The 23,415-nt window shown below is 35.3% G+C and carries 20 protein-coding genes; 12 read left to right on the top strand and 8 right to left on the bottom strand.

Translation table 11 applies throughout. From position 1 onward, the window contains the following. Nucleotides 1–9 precede the first annotated feature (9 nt). Entirely contained in the window at nt 10–1,134 is a 1,125-nt protein-coding gene (locus ACFQ0I_RS01635; protein WP_379938755.1) for a glycerate kinase, read from the top strand. 2 nt (nt 1,135–1,136) lie between these two features. On the opposite strand, the gene ACFQ0I_RS01630 is transcribed toward ACFQ0I_RS01635, so the two are convergent. The 3 genes from ACFQ0I_RS01630 to ACFQ0I_RS01620 form a co-directional block, all read right to left on the bottom strand. Continuing rightward, a complete protein-coding gene (locus tag ACFQ0I_RS01630) occupies nt 1,137–1,391 on the bottom strand; it encodes a DUF3098 domain-containing protein (RefSeq protein WP_379938754.1) in 255 nt (84 codons plus the stop codon). Nucleotides 1,392–1,507: 116 nt separating this feature from the next. Beyond that, on the bottom strand, nt 1,508–2,386 hold the full coding sequence (locus ACFQ0I_RS01625; RefSeq protein WP_379938752.1) for a cell division protein FtsX: 879 nt from the start codon (nt 2,384–2,386) through the stop codon (nt 1,508–1,510). Nucleotides 2,387–2,492: 106 nt separating this feature from the next. Then, nucleotides 2,493–3,410 (bottom strand): DMT family transporter, encoded by a 918-nt coding sequence (locus ACFQ0I_RS01620; protein WP_379938750.1) that lies wholly within the window; start codon nt 3,408–3,410, stop codon nt 2,493–2,495. Between the two features lie 144 nt (nt 3,411–3,554). On the opposite strand from ACFQ0I_RS01620, the gene leuS reads away from it, so the two are divergent. From leuS to ACFQ0I_RS01580, 8 genes are all read left to right on the top strand, one after another. After that, a complete protein-coding gene (gene leuS / locus ACFQ0I_RS01615; protein WP_379938746.1) occupies nt 3,555–6,851 on the top strand; it encodes a leucine--tRNA ligase in 3,297 nt (1,098 codons plus the stop codon). A 125-nt stretch (nt 6,852–6,976) separates the two neighbouring features. Further along, nucleotides 6,977–7,252: a SemiSWEET family sugar transporter gene (locus tag ACFQ0I_RS01610; RefSeq protein WP_379938744.1), complete on the top strand. Its 276-nt coding sequence runs from the start codon at nt 6,977–6,979 to the stop codon at nt 7,250–7,252. A 212-nt stretch (nt 7,253–7,464) separates the two neighbouring features. Then, nucleotides 7,465–8,565, top strand: a complete 1,101-nt coding sequence (gene ald / locus ACFQ0I_RS01605; protein WP_379938742.1) for an alanine dehydrogenase — start codon at nt 7,465–7,467, stop codon at nt 8,563–8,565. Between the two features lie 141 nt (nt 8,566–8,706). After that, on the top strand, nt 8,707–9,405 hold the full coding sequence (locus tag ACFQ0I_RS01600; RefSeq protein WP_379938741.1) for a zinc metallopeptidase: 699 nt from the start codon (nt 8,707–8,709) through the stop codon (nt 9,403–9,405). A 79-nt stretch (nt 9,406–9,484) separates the two neighbouring features. Further along, nucleotides 9,485–11,254 carry a MutS-related protein gene (locus ACFQ0I_RS01595; RefSeq protein ID WP_379938739.1) on the top strand — a complete coding sequence of 590 codons (1,770 nt, stop codon included), beginning with the start codon at nt 9,485–9,487 and terminating at the stop codon, nt 11,252–11,254. Nucleotides 11,255–11,386: 132 nt separating this feature from the next. Continuing rightward, nucleotides 11,387–12,532: a methionine aminotransferase gene (locus ACFQ0I_RS01590; protein WP_379938737.1), complete on the top strand. Its 1,146-nt coding sequence runs from the start codon at nt 11,387–11,389 to the stop codon at nt 12,530–12,532. A 59-nt stretch (nt 12,533–12,591) separates the two neighbouring features. Continuing rightward, nucleotides 12,592–13,083 (top strand): hypothetical protein, encoded by a 492-nt coding sequence (locus ACFQ0I_RS01585; protein WP_379938736.1) that lies wholly within the window; start codon nt 12,592–12,594, stop codon nt 13,081–13,083. A 227-nt stretch (nt 13,084–13,310) separates the two neighbouring features. After that, nucleotides 13,311–14,090: an amidohydrolase gene (locus ACFQ0I_RS01580; protein WP_379938734.1), complete on the top strand. Its 780-nt coding sequence runs from the start codon at nt 13,311–13,313 to the stop codon at nt 14,088–14,090. On the opposite strand, the gene ACFQ0I_RS01575 is transcribed toward ACFQ0I_RS01580, so the two are convergent. After that, on the bottom strand, nt 14,077–15,684 hold the full coding sequence (locus ACFQ0I_RS01575; protein WP_379938733.1) for an Ig-like domain-containing protein: 1,608 nt from the start codon (nt 15,682–15,684) through the stop codon (nt 14,077–14,079). The two genes, ACFQ0I_RS01580 and ACFQ0I_RS01575, sit on opposite strands and share 14 nt — an antisense overlap. A 58-nt stretch (nt 15,685–15,742) precedes the next feature. Then, nucleotides 15,743–16,420 carry a ComF family protein gene (locus ACFQ0I_RS01570; protein ID WP_379938731.1) on the bottom strand — a complete coding sequence of 226 codons (678 nt, stop codon included), beginning with the start codon at nt 16,418–16,420 and terminating at the stop codon, nt 15,743–15,745. A gap of 230 nt (nt 16,421–16,650) precedes the next feature. On the opposite strand from ACFQ0I_RS01570, the gene ACFQ0I_RS01565 reads away from it, so the two are divergent. Beyond that, nucleotides 16,651–18,192 (top strand): glycine--tRNA ligase, encoded by a 1,542-nt coding sequence (locus ACFQ0I_RS01565; protein ID WP_379938730.1) that lies wholly within the window; start codon nt 16,651–16,653, stop codon nt 18,190–18,192. An 82-nt stretch (nt 18,193–18,274) separates the two neighbouring features. On the opposite strand, the gene ACFQ0I_RS01560 is transcribed toward ACFQ0I_RS01565, so the two are convergent. Together ACFQ0I_RS01560 and ACFQ0I_RS01555 are read right to left on the bottom strand one after the other, a co-directional pair. Then, nucleotides 18,275–18,820, bottom strand: a complete 546-nt coding sequence (locus ACFQ0I_RS01560) for a hypothetical protein (RefSeq protein WP_379938728.1) — start codon at nt 18,818–18,820, stop codon at nt 18,275–18,277. Nucleotides 18,821–19,098: 278 nt separating this feature from the next. Further along, nucleotides 19,099–20,463, bottom strand: a complete 1,365-nt coding sequence (locus ACFQ0I_RS01555; protein WP_379938726.1) for a saccharopine dehydrogenase family protein — start codon at nt 20,461–20,463, stop codon at nt 19,099–19,101. Between the two features lie 79 nt (nt 20,464–20,542). On the opposite strand from ACFQ0I_RS01555, the gene ACFQ0I_RS01550 reads away from it, so the two are divergent. Then, nucleotides 20,543–20,926: a DUF423 domain-containing protein gene (locus ACFQ0I_RS01550; protein WP_379938724.1), complete on the top strand. Its 384-nt coding sequence runs from the start codon at nt 20,543–20,545 to the stop codon at nt 20,924–20,926. Between the two features lie 65 nt (nt 20,927–20,991). Beyond that, on the top strand, nt 20,992–22,608 hold the full coding sequence (gene pckA, locus ACFQ0I_RS01545) for a phosphoenolpyruvate carboxykinase (ATP) (RefSeq protein WP_379938723.1): 1,617 nt from the start codon (nt 20,992–20,994) through the stop codon (nt 22,606–22,608). 57 nt (nt 22,609–22,665) lie between these two features. On the opposite strand, the gene ACFQ0I_RS01540 is transcribed toward pckA, so the two are convergent. Then, the gene (locus tag ACFQ0I_RS01540; RefSeq protein WP_379938721.1) at nt 22,666–23,415 is read right to left on the bottom strand and encodes a uroporphyrinogen-III synthase; all 750 of its coding nucleotides are present in this window, start codon (nt 23,413–23,415) and stop codon (nt 22,666–22,668) included.

The raw sequence follows: 23,415 nt of genomic DNA, 5'->3' as shown, positions 1-23,415 counted from the left end.
TAGAAAAAAATGAAAATTGTTATAGCACCAGATAAATTTAAAAACTCTTTAACAGGATTAGAATTTTGTAATGCTGTTGAAGCAGGTCTTAAAACAATGCATCCAGATATTCAAGTTGTGAAGTTGCCCTTGGCAGATGGTGGCGATGGTACTATTGAAGTTGTTAATTTCTATCTGAAGGGAAAGGTCGTAAATGTGACTGTTAATAACCCCTTTTTTCAACCTGTAACAGCTTCTTATTTATATTCTGAAACGTCAAAAACAGCCTTTATTGAAATGGCTGAAGCCTCGGGTGTAAAATTGCTAAATCCAGAACAATTTGATTGTAAAAATGCCACAACTTTAGGTACTGGTGAAATGATAGTGGATGCCATTAATAAAGGTGCTACAAAAATTATTTTGGGCATTGGCGGTAGCGCTACAAACGATTGTGGAATTGGAATGGCAACGGCTTTAGGGTATCGGTTTTTAGACGAAAATGAACATGATGTCAAACCTATCGGTGCCAATTTATCAAAAATTGTGACGATAGATGTTACACAGGTTCATCCGAAACTAAACGATGTATCATTCGAAATTGCTTGCGATGTTACTAATCCGTTATACGGTAAAGATGGTGCAGCCTATGTTTATGGACCACAAAAGGGAGCAACTGAGGCAGATGTAAAACTTCTAGATCAAGGCCTTCAAGATTTTTCAAATATCATTGCATCTGTTTTTAATATCGATCCACAAACCGTTCAAGGTGCTGGTGCCGCCGGCGGTATGGGCATTGCTTCGAAAGTGTTTTTAAATGGGAAATTAGAGCCAGGGATTCAATTGGTTAAAAATTTAGCTCAGTTTGATTCTAAACTGGATAAGGCAGATTGGATTATTACAGGCGAAGGTAAATTAGATGTTCAAACTTTTTCTGGCAAAACAATTAAAGGGGTAATGACTTCCGCGAAAGCGAAACAGATAAAAGTCGCTGCATTTTGCGGTATGATAGATTTGGAAGACAGCGACATTGCCAGCTTTGGAATTGAGTATGCCGATGCGGTTATAAATTATTCAAAAGACTTGAATGATGCGATGAAAAACAGCTATAACTATGTAAAACTAATGGCTGAAAAATTTGCTAAAACTATAGTTTAAGACTATTTATTGTCTGGATTTAATAAAATAGCATAAATCTGAATGCCAAACCCAATTAGCACGAGTGTTGGCGCTAGCCTAATACGTCTCCAGCTAAAAATTTCGGGGTTAAAAACATTAGGGTCGTCGCTACCACCACCAGACATTAAAATAAAGCCTAAGGCAATACAGGCTAAACCTATAAACATAAATTTATAGTTTTTCTTCCCGAAGATAAATACTGGTTTTGAGGCCTCTTTTTGTTTTTTTTCTCCCATAATGACTCCCGTAGAATAATTTATTGCAAAGTAAATGAATTATTTAAAACTAACCTGTTAATAGAAATCTAATTTATGCTTCCATCAACTAACAACTAACAACTAACAACTACCAACTAATAATAAAGCTGATCTGTTTTTAAATTCAAGAAGCGTTGTGTGGCAATATGCGTGCTTATCCAGGTTATAATAATGCCTAACGCAAATACAAATGCAAAAAGGAGCACAATTAAAGCAGGGCTATCTACTAAGCCTAATTCCGGAAATGTTTTATTGATATAATACAAAACAATAGCCATTCCAATTAAGGCTATTATGGCGCCAATAATGCCCAAGCGCACACTTTTCCAAACAAAAGGTCTGCGGATAAATTGTTTGGTGGCGCCAACCATTTGCATGGTTTTTATAGTAAATCGTTTTGAATAAACAGATAGTCTGATAGAACTGTTAATTAATAAAACAGCTATGATGGTAAAAATACCACTGATTACCAGTACCCAGAAACTTATTTTTTGAACGTTTTCGTTCATTAAGTTTACCAAATCATTGTCGTAAGTTACTTCATCAACAAAGTTCTTGGAAGTGGCTTCTTCCGAAATTTTCTCTAAATGTTCAGAAGTTACAAAATCGGCTTTTAAGTGCACATCGATGGAGTTTTGTAAAGGATTGTAACCCACAAAATCCATAAAATCTTCTCCGTTTTCAGCTTTTAAAAATTCGGCAGCTTGTTCTTTTGTAACGTATTCGGTAGATTTTACATAATCTGCCATTGCTAAGCTTTTTTCGAGTTGCTTAATTTCAACTTCTTTAGCGGTTTCTTTCAAATATATCGTTACAACAACTTGTTCTTTAAAATGGTCGGACACTTTTTTGGCATTTAAAACTAACATACCTAACAATCCTAATAAAAATAAAACCAAGGCAATACTTAGTACTACCGAAAAGTACGAGGAAATTAGTCGGCGTTTTTGGTCTCTTTCAAAAGCTGAACTCATAAAAATAGTGGATTAATGCTGCAAAAATAGTAAAGTATAAGCAATCTCAATTTATTAAACTTAAATATATCAAAAATGTTGTGGGAATACCTAAAAATCTGATGGCTTATTGTGCAAGTGCTTTTGGTTTTTTGCTAATTAGGTAAACCCCAATAATAACCATAAAACAGCTCATAATTTTTATAATATTAATATCGCCGCTATACGTTTTATTGTCAAATAACAACGTCAGAATAATAACAATGATGAAGCTTATAGCGGGCTGTGTATAGGTGTAACTACCAGCAACCGATGGCGAAACTTGTTTAAGCGCATAAATATTAAATAGAAATGTGAAAAATGTGGTAAATACAATTATAAATCCAATAACAAGATACGTGTTTAAGTTAAAAGCTTGGTAGTTGGTTTCATAGATGACATCTTTTAACCCAAACGGAATTAAAAACAGTAACCCAAATAAAAACACCCAACTAATAATGGTTATAAAGTGATATTTGGTAATTAATGGTTTTACAATTACTTGGTAAAGCGAAAAGAAGCAAACATTAAGAAACACCAATAGGTTGCCAACAAAGGTGCTGCTGCCTTGCGTAACTTGTCCGTACCAGACTAAGCCTATAGCACCAATAGCACCAATACTAAGTCCTAATAATTTATAACTAGTGATTTTTTCTCGTAAAATAATGGCGCTAAAAACAAAAACAACAGCGGGTGCCGAAGTCATAATAATAGATGTATCTATTGGCGATGTTAAGCTTAACCCATGAAAAAAAGCAAGTTGATTGCAGGAAGCACCCAACAAACCACAAAGCATAAGCCTGAAAAAATCTTTTTTTTCGACTTTTTCTTTAATGAAAAATTTAACACACCAAAACATAATGCCAGCACCTAAAACCCTAAAAAACACAAGCGGTGTTGCATTAATTTTTTCGGGCATAATCCCTTTGGCTACAAAATGATTGATGCTATAAATTAAATTCGCACTAAATAAGGCAAGGTGCGCTTTGTAATTAGATTTAATCAAGAATCAGCGTGTGTTTTTATTTGCACGCCCAAAAATAGGTTAATAATTTATATTCGGTTTTAGAAATTCATTTTTTATGTATTAAGTGTCTATATTTCTATATAAACCTTAAATTTGCGCTTTTAAAAGCGGAAATACAACAGGATGAAATACGATTTCAATAAAATCGAGAAAAAGTGGCAAGACTACTGGGCAAAAAACCAAACGTTTAAAGCTGAAAACAAATCAGATAAACCTAAATTTTATGTGTTAGATATGTTCCCGTACCCAAGTGGTGCAGGCTTACATGTTGGGCATCCGTTGGGGTACATTGCCTCCGATATTTATGCACGATACAAACGTCACAAAGGGTTTAACGTATTGCATCCGCAAGGGTATGATAGTTTTGGCTTACCGGCCGAACAATATGCCATTCAAACGGGGCAACATCCTGCGGTTACAACCGAAGAAAACATCAAAACCTATCGACGCCAGTTAGATCAAATAGGATTTTCATTCGATTGGTCGCGCGAAGTGCGTACTTCAGATCCAAGTTATTACAAATGGACACAGTGGATATTTATTCAATTGTTCAATTCATGGTATAATAAAGACGCTGATAAAGCTGAAGATATTGCAACATTAGAAAAATTATTTGCTTCAGAAGGAAATTCAAAAGTAAATGCCGTTTGCGATGATACTATCGAACCATTTTCTGCGGAAGAATGGAACGCTTTTGATTCGAAAAAGCAACAACAAATATTACTTCAATACAGACTGACTTATTTAGCCGAAACCGAAGTAAACTGGTGTCCTGCATTAGGAACCGTATTAGCAAATGATGAAATTGTTAATGGAGTTTCAGAACGTGGCGGACATCCAGTAATTAGAAAAAAAATGACCCAATGGAGTATGCGTATTTCGGCTTATGCAGAACGTTTGCTTCAAGGTTTAGATACTATTGATTGGACCGATTCTTTAAAGGAAAGCCAACGTAACTGGATTGGAAAATCGGTGGGGGCGAGTGTTTCATTCCCCATCCTATCCTTCCCCAAAGGGGAAGAGAAAACGGGTTCGCCTAAGCGTGCGGGGTATTTGACTGGTGGGAATAATTCGCATTTGTTATTAGAACGTGCTAAAGAAATGCGCGCAAATCCAACGGAGGCAGAAACAGCATTATGGACTCAACTCAGAAATAAAAATCTTGAAGCTAAATTTAGACAACAGCATTTAATTGGTGATTATATAGTTGATTTTGTTTGTTTAGATAAAAAACTGATTGTTGAAGTAGATGGCAAAATCCATGAAAATCAATTGGAAGAAGATGCAAAGCGAACTGAAATTCTTGAAAATGATTATTACAAAGTCATTCGTTTTTCAAATGAAGAGGTTTTAGGTAATATAGATAGTGTTTTAAAAATCATTCAAGAAGCATTATCACAGAGAGAATCAGTAAAAAGTGATTCACATATGAGTGAGCAAATTCCCCCTTCGGGGGCTAGGGGGATTGAGGTATTTACAACCCGCCCCGATACCATTTTCGGAGTTAGTTTCATGACGCTTGCGCCAGAACACGAACTTGTGTCACAAATAACTACCGCAGAACAAAAAGCTGAGGTTGAAGCCTACGTTTTAGCAACCGCAAAACGTAGTGAGCGCGATAGAATGGCCGATGTTAAAACCATTTCTGGTGCGTTTACAGGCGCCTATGCAGAACATCCGTTTACTAAAAAACCGATTCCGATTTGGATTGGCGATTACGTGTTGGCAGGTTATGGAACCGGAGCCGTTATGTCGGTACCTTGCGGCGACCAACGCGATTACGATTTTGCAAAGCATTTCAACATCCCCATCCCAAATATTTTTGAAGGGGTTGATATTTCTGAAGAAGCCTATGCTTCAAAAGACAATGTGGTGATTGCTAATAGCGATTTTTTAAATGGTTTGTCATATAAAGAAGCGACCAAAAAAGTCATTCAAGAATTAGAGAAACTTGGTCAGGGCGAAGGAAAAACCAATTACCGTTTGCGCGATGCCGTATTTAGTCGTCAGCGTTATTGGGGGGAACCTTTTCCAGTGTATTATTTAAATGGTATGCCGCAAATGATTGATGCGAAACATTTACCAATACGTTTACCCGAAGTTGAAAAATATTTACCAACCGAAACCGGAGAGCCACCTTTAGGAAACGCCAAAGAATGGCATTGGTTGCAGTATGGTGATGATGCTAAGATAGTATCAAAAGAGGAGTTTGAAAATTCCTCCCCTTCGGGGAGGTTAGGTGGGGCCTTAGAGTTAAACACCATGCCAGGGTGGGCAGGAAGTTCCTGGTATTTTAATCGCTACATGGATGCGCATAATACCGAAGAGTTCGCGAGTAAAGAAGCGCTTAATTACTGGAAAGATGTCGATTTATACATTGGTGGAAGCGAGCACGCCACAGGGCATTTATTATATTCTCGTTTTTGGCAAAAATTCTTGTTTGATAAAGGCTTGGTGCCTGTTGATGAATATGCTAAAAAGCTGATAAACCAGGGGATGATTTTGGGGACTAGTGCTTTTGTTTATAGAGTTGAAGGAGAAAATAAATTTGTATCAAAAGGATTAACTAAAGGATTAAATGTCCAACCAATTCATGCAGATGTATCTTTTGTTAATGCTTCCGATGAATTAGATATTGAAGCCTTCAAAAACTGGAGAGAAGAATATAAGGACGCTGAATTTGTTTTGGAAGATGGTGTTTATAAAGTAGGTAGAGATGTCGAAAAAATGTCTAAATCCAAATACAACGTCGTTAATCCCGATCAAATTTGTGTGGATTATGGCGCCGATAGTCTACGTCTTTACGAAATGTTTTTAGGCCCGTTAGAGCAATACAAACCTTGGAATACTGCAGGTATTACAGGTGTACATAATTTTTTAAAGAAACTTTGGAAATTATACCATCAAGGAGAAAACGGAAGTTTTTACGTAACGAGTTCCCCTCCTTCGGAGGGGTTAGGGGAGGCTCTAAAAACACTTCATAAAACCATTAAAAAAGTACAGGAAGATATTGAGAATTTCTCTTTCAATACTTCGGTATCTACGTTTATGATTGCCGTAAATGAATTAACGGCTCAAAAATGTACTTCAAAAGAAATTTTAGAACCTTTATTAATTCTTCTATCTCCCTACGCACCTCATATTGCCGAGGAATTATGGAATCAATTAGGGCATAACGAATCTATTGCAACGGCAGCATTTCCAGAATTCGACGCGAGTTATTTGGTGGAAAGTAGTAAAAACTACCCGATTTCTTTCAACGGAAAAACACGTTTTACATTAGAATTACCACTAGATTTTAATGCGAAGCAAATAGAAGAAGCGGTTATGGCACACGAAAAAACCCAAGAGCAATTAGCAGGAAGAACACCTAAAAAGGTCATTATTGTTCCTGGTAAAATTGTGAATATTGTAGGGTAACGTTATTACGAGTAAAATGTAATAAAGCGGAATCTTTTAGTTTGGAACGGCGAATTAATACTGTAGAATGTATTATGAGGTTGCTTCACTATCGTTCGCATTAACGTGGAATTTTAAAATCATTAATGGAATTAGCTAGTTCAAATTATATCGAAACAATCGGATTTATTGCTGCTTTTCTAACCACAGCGGCATTTCTGCCACAGGTTTTTAAAACTTGGAAAACGAAAGATGTTTCTGGATTATCTTTTTCCATGTTACTCATGTTTTTTGTTGGTGTTTTTTTATGGTTAGTGTATGGGTATTACAAAGAAAGCCCATCAATGATTATGGCGAATACCATCACTTTAGGTTCTGCATTTCTACTTATTTATTTTAAAATAACATATCGAAAAAAATAATGTCTTGAAAATGTGAGATGATGATTTTTATCATTTTTTTGATGAAATAAAATGCATAATAAATTTCTTAAAAACACCAGTATTTTATTGTTTTTTCAGTGAATACGACTTTTCGTCTAAAATAAATCATAAAATTTTAAATATAATAAGATATTATCAATCAAATATTTTAATTTAGCATACGTTTTCAGACTAACTTAAAATAATAAATTATGAAAATTGGTGTTCCTATAGAAATTAAAAATAATGAAAATAGAGTAGGTATGACACCTTCTGGTGTATTCGAACTTACTAAAAGAAATCATGAAGTTTATGTGCAAAAAAATGCAGGCTTTAATAGTGGTTTTTTAGATGAAGATTATGAGGGTGCAGGCGCAACTATTCTTGATACCATTGAGGAAGTTTACGATATTGCCGAAATGATTGTAAAGGTGAAAGAACCTATTGAACAAGAATACAGTTTAATAAAACCAGACCAGGTAGTTTTTACATATTTTCATTTTGCATCAAGCGAGCCGCTTACTCATGCCATGATTAAAAGCAAAGCTATTTGTATAGCTTATGAAACGGTAGAAGAAGCCGATGGAACCTTACCATTATTAATCCCAATGTCTGAAGTAGCAGGTAGAATGTCTATACAACAAGGGGCTAAATATCTAGAAAAACCTATTATGGGTCGTGGTATTTTATTAGGAGGCGTACCAGGAGTGCCTCCAGCTAAAGTACTTATTTTAGGAGCTGGTGTTGTAGGCTATCAAGCTGCAAAAATGGCTGCCGGTTTAGGTGCAAGTGTTTATATTTTAGATATTAATATGAAAGCTTTACGTTATGTAAGTGATTCGATGCCAAACAACGTAGTTAGCGAATTTTCAAGTGAATACAATATTAGAAAACATATAAAAGATGCCGATTTAATTATTGGTGGTGTCCTTATAAAAGGCGCAAAAGCACCAAAATTAATTACAAAAGATATGCTTAAGGAAATGCGCCCAGGAACCGTTATGGTTGATGTGGCAGTAGATCAAGGCGGTTGTTTTGAAACTACCAGACCTACAACACACCAGGACCCTACGTATATTATTGATGATGTGGTGCATTACAGTGTTGCCAATATGCCTGGAGCTGTACCTTATACATCAACTATGGCGTTGACCAATGTAACCTTACCATATGTTATTAAATTAGCAAATCAAGGTTGGGAAGCGGCTTGCGAAAACACACCATCTTTAGCAAAAGGATTAAACATTGTAAAAGGTGAGATTGTTTACAAAGAAATAGCTGAAGCATTCGATTTAGAATTTGCTGAAGCATAAACCCTAAAATTTTTTAGATTAAAAAAACCTCTGAGATTATATTTCAGGGGTTTTTGAGTATTAGAAATACTGACATTTTTTCATATGTAATAAATGGCGGGATTTTTGTTATATTTAAATCGAAATTAAAATTTAAAAACAATGATTGGATATTATATATTATTAGGTGGAATTGCTCTTGTAAGCTGGTTAGTGAGCAGTAAGTTAAAGCGTAAGTTCGAGCAGTATTCTAAAGTGCAATTACGCAATGGTATGAGCGGAAGAGAAATTGCCGAAAAAATGTTGGCAGACCATGGTATTACCGATGTTGAGGTAATTTCTACGGCAGGACAATTAACGGACCATTACAATCCTAAAAACAAAACGGTTAATTTAAGCGAATCGGTTTACAACCAACGTAATGCTGCTGCGGCAGCTGTGGCAGCCCACGAATGTGGTCATGCTGTTCAACATGCACAGGCTTACGAATGGTTAAAAATGCGTTCGGCTTTAGTGCCTATTGTTAGCGTTACTTCTGGAATGTCGCAATGGGTAGTTATTGGCGGCTTAATGTTAGGAGCTGCCGCCGGATTAGGCATTGGTTATTATGTGGCCGTTGCAGGTTTGGTTATGATGGGTTTTGCAACAGCCTTTAGTTTTATAACCTTACCAGTAGAATACGATGCAAGTAATCGTGCTTTAGCATGGTTAAAAAACAAAAACATGGTGTCTCAACAAGAATATGTGGGATCTGAAGATGCACTTAAATGGGCCGCAAGAACCTATTTAGTAGCTGCTATTGGTGCCTTAGCATCCTTAGTGTATTGGGCACTTCAAGTATTTGGAGGTTCTAGAGACTAAACTCAAACAAATTATAACTTTAAAGCTCTGAAATTTCTCAGGGCTTTTTTGTTTCTTTACTTTTTCAATAAACATATTAATGAACAGTCCATTATCCTATTATCAGAAACATCTAGAGATCTATCAAGCAGAAACGAAAAGCTTGTATAAAAAAATGACAGCTTTAAGCTTGTACCGTCTTTTGGTTTTTATAATGGTAGTTATGGGTATTTACGTCATGTTTGAATACTGGCAACTAGCCGTTACCGTTGCCGTTTCTGGGATTGTTGTTTTTCTGTTTTTATTATCAAAATATAATGATGTTAAGGCAAAAAAACAGTTTAATGAAGCTTTGGTCGATATTAATAAAGATGAAATAAGCATTGCGTCGGGTGATTTTCATCAAAGAGAAACCGGGTTGCAATATCAAGACCCTAGCCATTTTTATAGTTTAGATATCGATTTGTTTGGTCGTGGATCGTTTTTCCAATTTATTAATAGAACAACCATCAATGAAGGTGCTCAAAAATTGGCAGATGCTTTAAAAGCAAATAACATAGAAAACATTGTATTAAGGCAAGATGCCATTAAAGAATTAAGCACAAAACCACAATGGCGTCAGTTTTATTCGGCAACTTCTGGCTTAGTAACTGTTGAAACACCTGCAACGCACATTATTAGTTGGTTGAAACAATACGAATCTTTTTTGTCTAAATCGGTAAAATGGCTTCCATTAGGTTTTTCGATGATGTCTCTACTTATTTTTGTTCTAGGCATTTTTAACGTGATTGATGCTACTTTTATTGGCTATTGGTTGCTAATTGGTTTAGGAATCACGGGTGTTTATTTGAAAAAAATAAACCTGCTGTCTTCAAAAACCGATAAGGTTAAAGAAACTTTTCGTCAATATGCATCCTTGTTGGATTTGATTGAAAATGAATTGTTTTCATCCGAATTATTAAAGCAAAAACAGCAACAAATTCAGCAAGAAGGTAAAAAAGCGTCAATTATTTTTAGAGAGCTTTCAAAGGCACTGGATGCTTTAGATAACCGAAATAATTTAATTTGGGCCATTTTCGGAAATGGCTACTTTCTTTCAGATATTAAAAATAGTTTTCATATCGAACAATGGATTAAGGAACATGCCGATAAAGTGTCAGATTGGTTTGAAGTAGTGTCATTTTTCGACGCTTATAATTCGTTAGGAAACTTTGCATTTAATCATCCCGATTTTGTGTTTCCTGCCATTCAAGAAAAATCTTCGATTATAAAAGCTGATAGTTTAGGGCATCCGTTATTGAATAAGAAAAAGCGTGTAGATAGCGATGTAACGATAAATAACGAGCAGTTTTTTATTGTTACAGGTGCGAATATGGCTGGAAAAAGTACATTTTTAAGAACGGTATCTTTACATATTGTTATGGCGAATGTTGGATTGCCGGTTTGTGCAAAGTCAAGTTGCTATTCGCCAGTAAAACTTATTACAAGCATGCGCACAACCGATTCGTTAACCGATGATAGCTCGTATTTCTTTTCAGAATTAACACGATTAAAATTTATAGTAGATGCTATAGTAAAAGAACCTTATTTTATTGTTTTAGATGAAATTTTAAAAGGAACCAATAGCACCGATAAGGCTATTGGCTCTAGGAAATTTGTTGAGAAACTGGTAGCCTCCAACGCAACGGGCATCATAGCCACACACGATTTAAGTTTATGTGACATTGAAAAGGAGCTGGAAGATGTAAAAAACTACTATTTTGATGCCGAAATTATTAATGATGAATTGTATTTTGATTATACCTTAAAACAAGGTATTTGCAAAAATATGAATGCCTCTTTTTTATTGAAAAAGATGAATATTGTGTAAATTAAAGACGGAAGACGGAAGACGGATGACCGAAGATTATATATCCCCAACAGTAAGAGTACTCTTTTTGGAAATTTTCAACTTTGCGTCTCTGCGACTTTGCGAGCAACTTTTAACCTTAAACTTGAAACATTGAACTTTAAATCGAAACTTCCAAATGTAGGCACTACGATTTTTTCGGTAATGAGTGCCTTGGCAACAGAGCACAATGCGATTAATTTATCGCAGGGGTTTCCAGATTTTGATAGCGACCAGAAGCTAATCGATTTGGTTGCAAAAGCAATGAATACGGGCTATAACCACTACGCACCCATGCAAGGGAATTTGGAATTGCGAAATGCCATATCCAAAAAATTCGAATTACTTTACAATACCAGTTATCACCCAGAAAACGAAATTACGGTTACGGCGGGTGCTACCCAGGCAATTTTTACAATCATTACCACCTTTGTAAAAGCAAATGACGAGGTGATTATTTTCAGACCTGCATACGATAGCTATCAACCTGCCATCGAATTAAATGGCGGAAAAGCAGTGTCTGTACAATTACAGACTTTTAATAATTTTAAAGTCGACTGGAACGTTGTTAAAGAAAAAATAAATAGTCGCACCAAAATGATTATTGTGAATACGCCTCATAATCCAACGGGAACGGTCTTTTCTAAAGCAGATATGCTGCAGTTACAGGATTTAACCAGAAACACAAATATTATTGTGTTAAGCGACGAGGTTTACGAACACATGATTTATGATAACGAAAAACATCAAAGCGCCTGTTTATTTTCCGATTTAAAATCGCGAAGTTTTGTGGTTGCTTCATTTTGTAAAACCTTCCATAATACAGGGTGGCGCATTGGGTATTGTTGTGCGCCAAAAGAGTTGATGCAGGAATTTTTAAAAGTTCATCAGTTTAATGTGTTTTGCATACATCATCCTACCCAAAAGGGAATTGCAGACTATATGCAAGAGCCAAAACATTATTTAGAATTATCAGATTTTTACGAAAGAAAACGGAATTTATTCTTAAATTTAATAAAGGATTCTAGGTTTAAATTTACACCTTCCAAAGGCACGTATTTTCAAATTTTAGAGTACTCAAAAATTACCAATGAAATGGATGTTGACTATGCAAAAAGTTTAACCATCGAATCTGGAATAGCATCCATACCATTGTCGGTTTTTAATAGTAATAATTTAGATAATAAAGTGCTTCGGTTTTGTTTTGCGAAAACAGACGATACTTTAAAAAGGGCCGCTGCTATTTTAAACAGTATTTAATTGTGACCTTTTTAAGGTTTTATAGTCTAAAGTGTATAACAGTTTAATAAAAAAATATCATGAAATTATTTGTAGTTGTAGTAGTGTTTTTGGGTTTCGCTTTGGGCGCACAGGCTCAAGAAGTTACCTATGGAGGTGTTACTTATAAAGTTAAAGGAAAAACTATTTTAAGAGACAAAGAGAATGTAACCAATACATTATCAATAGAAGATCAAACAGAAATTAGGGCAGCTTTAGAACGCCAAAAAGCCATGCAAAAGGAACGTGAATTAGCTGAAAAACAGATTAAAGAAGCTGAGAAAGAACAAAAAGCGGCCGAAAAGCGAATTAAACAAGCTGAAAAAAGACAAAAAGCAGCCGAAAAAGAATTAAGACAAAAAGAAAAATCGGAATCTAGATTTGAAAAAGCCACTAACGACTATAACAAGGCGATAGACAAATATGAAAGACTAAGAGATAAAGGTAAATTATCACCTAATGATGAAGAAAAATGGCTTAAAAAAATCGATGGTTTAAAAGAAGATATAGAAAAAGCGAGAAGAAAACTTTAGTTTTCTGATAGTAATGAAAAGGGGCAATTTATTGTTCCTTTTTTTTTGCTTCAAATTGTGTTTTAAAAGAAAATCAATTCATTTAGTGGTTCCTCAGTTATGATATCCTTGTTTTTAAAATGAGTGTCTTTTTCAACCGTAATTAGGTAACTTATTTTGCCTGAAATCAAGTATAAATTCATAAGCTAAAAATTAAAAAGTAATAAAAAAATAATTACTTTTAAGCTATGGAAGATCAACTTAAAGTAGCAATAATTCAGTCCAATTTAATTTGGGAAAAGCCGAAAAAAAACAGAAAGCTTTTTTCTGAAAAAATTGAGAGTATCATTACTCCAGTAGATCTTATTGTGTTGCCAGAAATGTTTACCAGCGGTTTTACCATGAATGCCGCTGCCGTCGCTGAAACGATGGACGGGAAAAGTGTGGAATGGATGAAAAAAATGGCGTTGCAAACAGGGGTAGCCATTGTTGGAAGCCTTATAATACAAGAAGCTGGCAAGTTTTATAATCGTTTGCTTTTTGTAGAACCATCTGGATTAATTACTACTTACAACAAACGGCATACTTTCACCCTTGCTGGCGAAGACAAAGTCTTTTCAGCAGGTTCAGAAAAAGTGATTGTAGAATACAAAGGATGGAAAATTTGCCCCTTAGTGTGTTACGATTTGCGTTTTCCTGTTTGGGCTAGAAATACAGAAGACTATGATGCGCTAATCTATGTAGCAAACTGGCCAAAACCTAGAATTTTGCCTTGGGACATTTTGTTAAAAGCGCGCGCCATCGAAAACATGTGCTATGTTATTGGCGTAAATAGGGTGGGATTAGATGAAGCCGAAAACGAATACACAGGTCATTCGGCTGTTTACGATGTTTTAGGAAATCCCGTTACCATACTTCGCCCAAATAAAGAACATATTGAAATTGCGGTGTTAGATCGCCATCACATTACTTATTATCGTAATAAACTTAAATTTTTAGACGATAAAGATGCTTTTATTCTGACGTAAATTCGAGTGTTTCTGGGTATCCCCAATCTGCTCGTACCTCCACTTCTTTAAAGTGACTAACATGTTCAGGTTGAATTTTTTTCAAGTAATTACCACTATCATATTTGCCATTGCCATTAGCATCGTGTATTACGCGAATGTAATAGGTGCTTGGTGTTAGATTTAAAAAATCGACCACTTCGGGTTTGGTGGTGTATTGTTCTACTTTTACTTCGCCTTTTTCGTCAGTTAATTGAATAATAAGCGGATATTTAGCATTCACCAACGTGAATCTAACAAAACCATAATCAGAAGCTTTTCTGGTGCCAAAACCTATTTTTAAGGTATCATTTTCTTTATTGTAAAAATCTGTAAAAGCACCTGGTAACACTAGAAGGTTATATTTGTTATCCTCTTTCTTTTTAAAATCGAGGGCGTAAGTATTGTTCAACGTGTCAAATTTGGTAGTAAAATCAACCTTTGCAGAATCCTTATCAATAAGCGTAATTTTAGAAGTATCAAAACGGTCTAAAGGTGTGCTTCCTCTAAGAGATATAGCTTCATTCATGCCAATAGTACCACTCGGACTTACTTTTATAGTTAAAGAATCTTGCTTTTGTTTTCTAATTTTGGCAGTAAAATCTTTTTCATAATTAACATGTGTTACTTTAAAATTAAGCGAATCGACCTCTAATTTTGGTTTATACCAATAATAAAGAGTGTCGGTTTTTTCATCTTTAGTAATACGGTAACTAAAATCTTCAGGAACTTCAGATTTTATTTTAATGTTCATTTTAGAAAAATCACCCTCATATCCAAAAGCAATTTTTTCGTTGGCAACCATTTGTGGTCTTGAGGCAACAAAATCTCTTTCTTCAGTAAATAATTTAAGTGTGTATAAGGAATCTGTCGGAACCGTTATAAAGGTTTTATTAAACGCGACTTGATCAGCTTTCTGCTGAAATTTATTATCGCTATTCACATCTTTTAACGCCATGAGCATATATTTCCCCGCTTTAATATTGTCTATAGAAAATGTAGTTACGCTATCTAGGGTGTTGGTAATATATTTGGGTGGCTTTTTGTAAATAATGGAGTCGTTAAATGTAGAGTCTACTTCGTAAAGCCCTACTGTTACAAAGGTTTCAGGTTTAGATTTTAGTGCATCAACAATATTACCTTTTACACTTAACGAATCGATATAATCGCCTGTAGAAAACACATATCTGTAATATGGATACGGATTTCCTTCGTTATTGTCAACTATGCTATTCCCAAAATTAAAGGCATACGTGGTGTTCGCCTGTAAAGTATCGTAAATTTTTATAGTTAGGTATTTACTGGCAGTGCTTAACGGTGTTATTTCTGGCTGCGTATTCATGGGTGGCGAAATAATCAGCTGTTTTTGCAGGTCTTTTACCTTAACATATTCGTTAAAATAAATCTTAATTACCTTTCCTTTAAAATTAGTGGTGTAATTTTTTGGGATTTCATCTACTATTTTTGGAGGGGTTGTGTCTTTTGGTCCGCCTTCAGGAGTTCCTCTGTTTGCGCAATTTACAATTACAAGACCTATAAATACTAGTAAAATAAAATTTGAAAGGGTTTTGTTCATCACCAATTTTAAATATTTTGCAAACCTACATAAATTTAAAGATATAACGGTATACTGCCTAAGCTATTGCCATAGTAGCAATACTAATTTTTACGTTTTTTGCTTTTTGTAATACCGTTATACAAGCTTCTAAAGTAGCGCCTGTTGTTATTAAATCGTCAACCAAAAGTACATGTTTGTTTTCAATTGAATTTATATTTTTTATTGTAAATAGTTCGTCGGTGTTATTCCAGCGGGTAAATCTGCTCTTGGTGGTTTGCGATGTGGTGTTGGTTACTTTAATAAGTACGTCATCCTCGTAGTGCGCCTCTAAGGCTTTCGCTATTTGCTGTCCAAATTTAGCAACTTGGTTATAGCCTCTTTTTTTAAGTTTGTTTTTATGCAGTGGTACAGGAATAACAACATCAACAGTTCTGTAATGGTCCAATTCATTTAATTCGCCACCTAACCAATCTCCTAAAGCATAGCCAATGGTTTCGTACCCTTTGTATTTTAAACCATGAATAAGCTGTTGCACCAAGCCCTTTTTTTCAAAGCGGAAAAGTGCGGTGCCGTGTTCTATTTTTGCGCGACCATAAAGTGCTTTTGCTACAGAATCATCATTGTCAAAATGAAAATTAGTCACCGGTAAATCATGCCTGCAATTTACACAAATCGTATCTTCATTATCGCTTAAAATATTAAGGCAAGCATAACAAACTTTCGGAAAAAACAAATTAACGAGTGGTTTAAACATCTATGAGCTATGTGGTTATGTAAACTTAATTAAAAAAGATAAATTATTAAGAATTTTTTGGGCGTTACCGCAAGGGTCGGGCTTTCCGCACTCGCTTTTTTGTTCCTAACGTCACAAAAAGAGCTCAAACAATTGCTTCAATCCCTAACGCAATTAAAAATAAGTGATTACAAGACTTAATTTTTACTAAAGAACGCATTAAGTTTGATGCGGTTTTTTATTTTTGCACCATGGCAAATAACGACGATCAATTTAAAAAAGTAATCTCTCACGCAAAAGAGTATGGTTACGTGTTTCAAAGTAGTGAAATCTACGATGGATTAAGTGCAGTTTACGACTACGCACAAAACGGTGCAGAATTAAAGAAAAACATTCGCGACTATTGGTGGAAAGCCATGGTGCAAATGAATGATAATATTGTTGGGATAGATGCAGCCATTTTTATGCATCCAACTACTTGGAAAGCTTCAGGGCACGTAGATGCGTTTAATGACCCTTTAATTGACAATAAAGATTCTAAAAAACGCTATAGAGCCGATGTGCTTATAGAAGATTATTGTGCTAAAATTGAAGCCAAAATTGATAAGGAAGTAGAAAAAGCAGCTAAACGTTTTGGCGATGCTTTTAATAAAGAAGAGTTTATTACAACCAATGCACGTGTTGTAGACTATCAAGAAAAAATAAATACCACGCTGTCGCGTATGGCAAAATCGTTGGAAAACGAAGATTTAGCCGATGTGAAGGCGCTCATTGAAGAATTAGAAATTGCCGACCCATTAACAGGTTCCAGAAACTGGACCGATGTAAAGCAGTTTAACCTTATGTTTGGCACGAAGCTTGGAGCTTCGGCCGAAAACGCTATGGATTTGTATTTACGTCCAGAAACAGCACAAGGTATTTTCGTGAATTTTTTAAATGTTCAGAAAACAAGCCGATTAAAAATTCCGTTTGGTATTGCGCAAACTGGTAAAGCCTTCAGAAATGAAATTGTAGCAAGACAGTTTATTTTTAGAATGCGTGAGTTCGAACAAATGGAAATGCAGTTTTTTATCAAACCAGGAACGCAAGTGGAGTGGTATGAGCATTGGAAAGCTACCAGAATGAAATGGCATTTAAGCTTAGGCATGGGAGCCGATAATTACCGTTTTCACGACCATGAAAAATTAGCGCATTATGCCGATGCTGCTGCCGATATCGAGTTTAAATTCCCATTTGGGTTTAAAGAATTAGAAGGCATTCATTCGCGTACCGATTTCGATTTATCGCAACACGAAAAATATTCAGGTAAAAAATTACAATATTTCGATCCTGAAGAAAATAAAAGCTATGTGCCTTATGTGTTAGAAACATCCATCGGGTTAGACCGTATGTTTTTAGCAGTATTTTCAAACTCGTTGGTGGAAGAAGAACTGGAGAACGGAACCACACGTACCGTATTAAAATTACCAAGTGTATTGGCGCCTATTAAAGCAGCAGTTTTGCCGTTAGTGAAAAAGGACGGATTGCCAGAAATCGCAAAACAAATTGTAGACGATTTAAAGTGGGATTTTAATGTAGATTACGATGAAAAAGATGCCGTTGGAAGACGTTATAGAAGGCAAGATGCCAATGGTACGCCATTTTGTATTACTGTAGATCATGACACTTTAGAAGATAACACGGTTACCATTCGTCATAGAGATTCTATGGAACAAGAACGTGTTAAAATTGAAGACTTAAGAGATATAATTAAACAAGAGGTTGATGTTCGTACTTGGTTAATGAAAATGTAATTATTCCTGCGAAAGCAGGAATCTCAATAAAATAGAAAAACCCAAGCATTTGCTTGGGTTTTGTATTTTAAATATATTGTTTTTAAAAACGGTAACCAATATATAAATCCCCTTTAAATAGGGCATCGAATTCGCTACCGTTAAGTAAATTTCTGCCTGCACCCACTTTAAATTCGAAAACAAATCCAGCCGAATTAATCCATTTTTTACCTAAACTTAATCCAACCGAGGTATCAAAAAAATTATCGTCGATGGTGTTTAGCATATCGTAAGTATAATAGTAGTTTTTACCTCCAAAAAAAGAAACGAACCCTTCAACAAAAAATCCTTTTGCACCATAATCTTCTTTGGTTTGAAAATACATTCTGTAAAACGGTGTTAATGAATAATTTTCTACGTATTGGTTTCCTGTGTCTAAATTAAGTAATAGTGCAGCACCAAACCCTTGGTTGGTGTCTAGTATATATTCGTAACTTACTTCAAAAATGCCGCCAGAAAGTAGTTTGATAGCCCCGAGTTTTATTTCGTGGTTTCTGGATATTGCAGGTTTTGAATCTTTTGTTTCTTGAGAAAACGTGTTTAAAGTCACTAAAAAAGTAATAAGCAGGAATAGTAAAGGTTTTTTCATAAAAGAATAAAATTGTGTGTGATAAATATACTACATTAGGGTGTTAAAATGTGAAAAATGTTACTTAAGAAGTAGATTATTTTTGAATTGATAATTTGACTTTAAAATTGGCGGATTTAGTGTTGTTTTTCCTGTTTTTGAATTGAACTTAAGTAGCTTACATTGTGGCTAAAACTGCGTTAAGGATTGAAGTGAAAAGCCCACAGCGACCCCAATGGCTATCGGGGTGAGCGAGGACTTGTAACGTAAAGCCTGACCCGTAGGGGAACACCCAAATTTTAATTATTTAGAGGGTTGTAACCCAGATAAGGAACTTCTTTTTCGTGAAATTGAATGCCAAACGTTTCTAATTCTTTTAAAATGGGTTGATATATTTCTTTAATTACGGGTATCTGAACGCCACGTGCTGTTATTTTTTTATTCAATATCGCCAATGTCGCCATGGCAACGGGTAATCCTACGGTTTTGGCCATGGCGGTAAACGTTTGATCTTCGCCTAAAACAACCATACTGCTATCTATTTGATACTGTTTTCCATGTTTTTCGTAGCCAAATTTATGATACATCACGAGCATGTCTTTGTCTGTTTTATCAAGCGTCCAGCTATCCATTAATATTTTTTGGAGTATCTGTGCTGGCGTTGCTTTTTTGAGTGCTACAGGTTTTTTGGCATTAAAAATGTCGAGTTCTACCAGTTTATCCCACACAATGTCGTCTTGATCAATCTTTAACTGATGCCTTAACTTTAACTCTACCGAATCAGACGGGCTGTAAGGTAAAAAAGCGTTGACAAAATCGCGGTAACTCATGTTTTCGCTATCTTCAATAATATAGCTATCGTCGGTCATTCCTAGAGATACAAAAATATGCCATGCTCTACAAAAGCCAACACGCCGTATGGTGCCTCGGTACAAGGTTTTTATATTATCTAAGCCATAAACAGATTGGTATTTAAGCGAATCGCGGTTTGCATAGACTTCAAAACGACCAAACCCATCTATATCTAAAAATTCTGTACGTCTGAATAGCCTATTATACGGAATGTATTTATACGTGGCTTCTTGTAAAAATTTCGCAGCACCACCTTGTCCGGCAGTTACCACGTTTCTTGGGTTCCAGGTAAATTTATAATTCCAAAGATTGTTGTCACTTTCTGGTGCAATTAAGCCACCAGCAAACGATTCGAAGAGTATTATTTTTCCACCATTATCACGAATACGATCTAAAACATGCATGGCGCTCATATGGTCAATCCCAGGATCTACGCCAATTTCATTTAAAAATATAAGTCCTTTGGCTTTTGCATCATCATTTAGAGCTTGCATTTCGGGGCTTACATACGAAGCTGTTACCATGTTCTTTTCAAATGCAATACAATCTTTTGCAATTTCGATATGTAAAGTTGCCGGCAGCATCGAAACGACGATATCGGCATTTTTTATGGCATCTTTACGGGAAGTTTCATCAAAAATATCGAGGCAAATGGTGGCGGCATTTTCATGATTGCCTATAATTTTTTTAGAATTTTCAATATTGATATCGCCAACCGTAATAAAAAGGTTTTCTTCAGCTGATTTATTTAGTAGGTATTTTAATAAATAGGAGCTAGATTTACCAGAACCAATAAGCAAAACCTTTCGCATAGTAAGATTTGTTAAGTAATTTTGTAGCATCTAATTTAAGAAATACAAAGGTAATTTAGGACTAAAACACGATATTAATATGAACAAAACAATATTGATTACAGCAGCTATTTTAGGGATAACAGGAATAGTGTTAGGTGCTTTTGGAGCCCATGGTTTAAAAGCACTCATTACTGTTGAGGCGCAACAGACTTTCGAAACTGGCGTAAGATACCAAATGTATCATGCGTTGTTTCTCTTGTTTGTTGGTTCAATAAACAGTATCTCAATAAAAGCAAAACATCTCATATATTATTTAACATTAGTTGGAATTGTGTTTTTTTCCGGGTCTATTTACGGGTTAGCAACAAATGCATTAACGACTTTCGATTTTAAAATAATTGGAATAATTACGCCTATTGGCGGATTGTTGCTAATAGGGGCGTGGGTGCGTCTATTTATTGAATTCTTAAAAATGAAATGATAAAACAAGAAAAATGTAAAAATATTATCTTAATTTTGAGTAATGTATAATTCATATTTTATTTTATGACAAAGGAAAGCCACACAAAGAAAACAATATCGCTTGATGAATATGGCATATCAAATGCTCAAATTAGGTATCAGTTAGATCCTGAACAACTCCATGACATTACAATTGAAAAGGGGCAGGGTGTTGAAGCATCCTCTGGAGCATTGGCTGTAAACACAGGTGAATTTACCGGCAGATCTCCGCTAGATCGATTTATTGTAAAAGATGCTATTACCGAAGATAAAGTTTGGTGGAGTCATATAAATCTACCCTTTGAGCCAAGTAAATTTGATAGTTTATATAACAAAGTTGTTGCCTATTTATCGAATAAAGAAGTTTTTGTAAGGGATTGTTACGCCTGCGCCGACCCACATTATAAATTAAATATTCGCGTAATAAATGAATATGCGTGGAGCAACATGTTTGCATATAATATGTTTTTGCGTCCAACGGAGTTAGAATTAAAAAACTTTAAATCGGAATGGACTGTAATTAATGCCCCAGGGTTTATGGCAAAACCAGAGATAGATGGCACCCGTCAGCATAATTTTGCAATTTTAAACTTCACAAAAAAGATTGCACTAATAGGTGGCACAGGTTACACCGGTGAAATTAAAAAAGGAATCTTTTCTGCCTTAAATTTTATACTTCCCGTATACAAAAACACCTTGCCAATGCATTGCAGTGCCAACGTGGGTAAAGCAGGAGATACGGCTATTTTCTTTGGCTTGTCTGGAACGGGAAAAACAACCTTGTCTACCGATCCGAATAGAAGTTTAATCGGTGATGACGAACATGGCTGGACAGCCGAAAATACTGTTTTTAATTTTGAAGGTGGGTGCTATGCTAAAGTCATTAATCTTTCTAGAGAAAACGAACCAGAAATTTATGATGCGATTAAAAAAGGTGCCATTCTTGAGAATGTAAAATTAGATGCCCAAAATAATGTGCTTTTTGATGATACCTCCATTACTCAAAACACACGTGTTAGTTATCCGTTGTATCATATTGAGAATATACAAACGCCCTCTATAGGAAAAAACCCAAAGAACATTTTCTTTTTAACCGCCGATGCTTTTGGGGTGTTGCCTCCAATTTCTAAATTAACACCAAGTCAGGCCGCCTATCATTTTATTTCTGGATATACGGCTAAAGTGGCAGGAACAGAGGCTGGTGTTTTAGAACCGCAACCGTCTTTTTCGGCGTGTTTTGGGGCGCCGTTTATGCCGTTGCATCCTACAAAGTATGCCGAAATGTTAAGTCAGAAAATGACCGACTCGGGCGTTAATGTATGGTTAATAAATACGGGATGGACTGGAGGACCTTATGGCGTTGGAACGAGAATGAAATTAAAATATACAAGAGCCATGATTAATGCGGTTTTAAATGGCGATTTAGGATTGTATGAATACGATAAATATCATATTCATTCGGTTTTTGGAGTGGCACAGCCCAGAGAATGTCCTGGAGTGCCCACTAGTGTTTTAAGTCCGAGAGCGACATGGAATGACGACCAAGCGTACTATACAACCGCATTTAAACTAACCAATGCGTTTAGGGAGAATTTTAAGAAATTTGAACCTTATGCAAGCGAAGAAATTCGACGAGGTGGTCCGCAACGATACGCATTTTAAAAAATAAAAAAGGGATGATTTTTAAAATCATCCCTTTTTTATATGTGTAAGGTAGTTTTATTTTCCTTTATTTACTTTTTCAATATATTTTTCTAATGCCATAGTCATTGATGGGGTTTCCGGAGTAGGAGCCGCAATGTCTACACGTAGGCCTCTTTCTTCAACAGCTTTAATGGTAGTGTCTCCAAATACGGCAATGCGAGTTTCATTTTGTTTAAAATCTGGAAAATTATGGAATAACGAATCAATACCAGAAGGACTGAAAAACACTAAAATATCGTAAAATACATCTGCTAAATCAGTTAAATCGCTTATAACAGTTCTGTAAAATATAGCTTGTTTCCAATCCACTCCCAAAGCATTTAATGTGTTCGGAACTTCATCTTTCACTTTATCCGTATTAGGCAATAAAAACTTTTCGTCTTTATATTTTTTAATTAATGGAGAAAGTTCAGAGAAGTTTCGCTTTCCTACATAAATTTTGCGCTTTCTATATACAACGTATTTTTGTAAATAAAAGGCAACCGCTTCAGACTGACAGAAATATTTCATGGTATCTGGCACTTTAAATCGCATTTCTTCTGCGACTCTAAAAAAGTGGTCTACAGCATTTCTACTTGTTAAAACAATGGCTGTATAGTGATTTAAATCCACTTTTTGCGCTCTAACATCTTTTGCCGAAACACCTTCAACATGAATAAAAGGTCTAAAATCTATTTTTACTTTTTGCTTTTCTATTAAATCGAAGTAAGGCGAGTTTTCTATTTTAGGTTCTGGTTGAGATACTAAAATGGTTTTCACTTTCAT

Source organism: Mariniflexile aquimaris (genome assembly GCF_042676825.1).
Lineage (GTDB): Bacteria > Bacteroidota > Bacteroidia > Flavobacteriales > Flavobacteriaceae > Mariniflexile > Mariniflexile aquimaris.
This window is presented reverse-complemented; position numbering and strand designations above follow the sequence as displayed.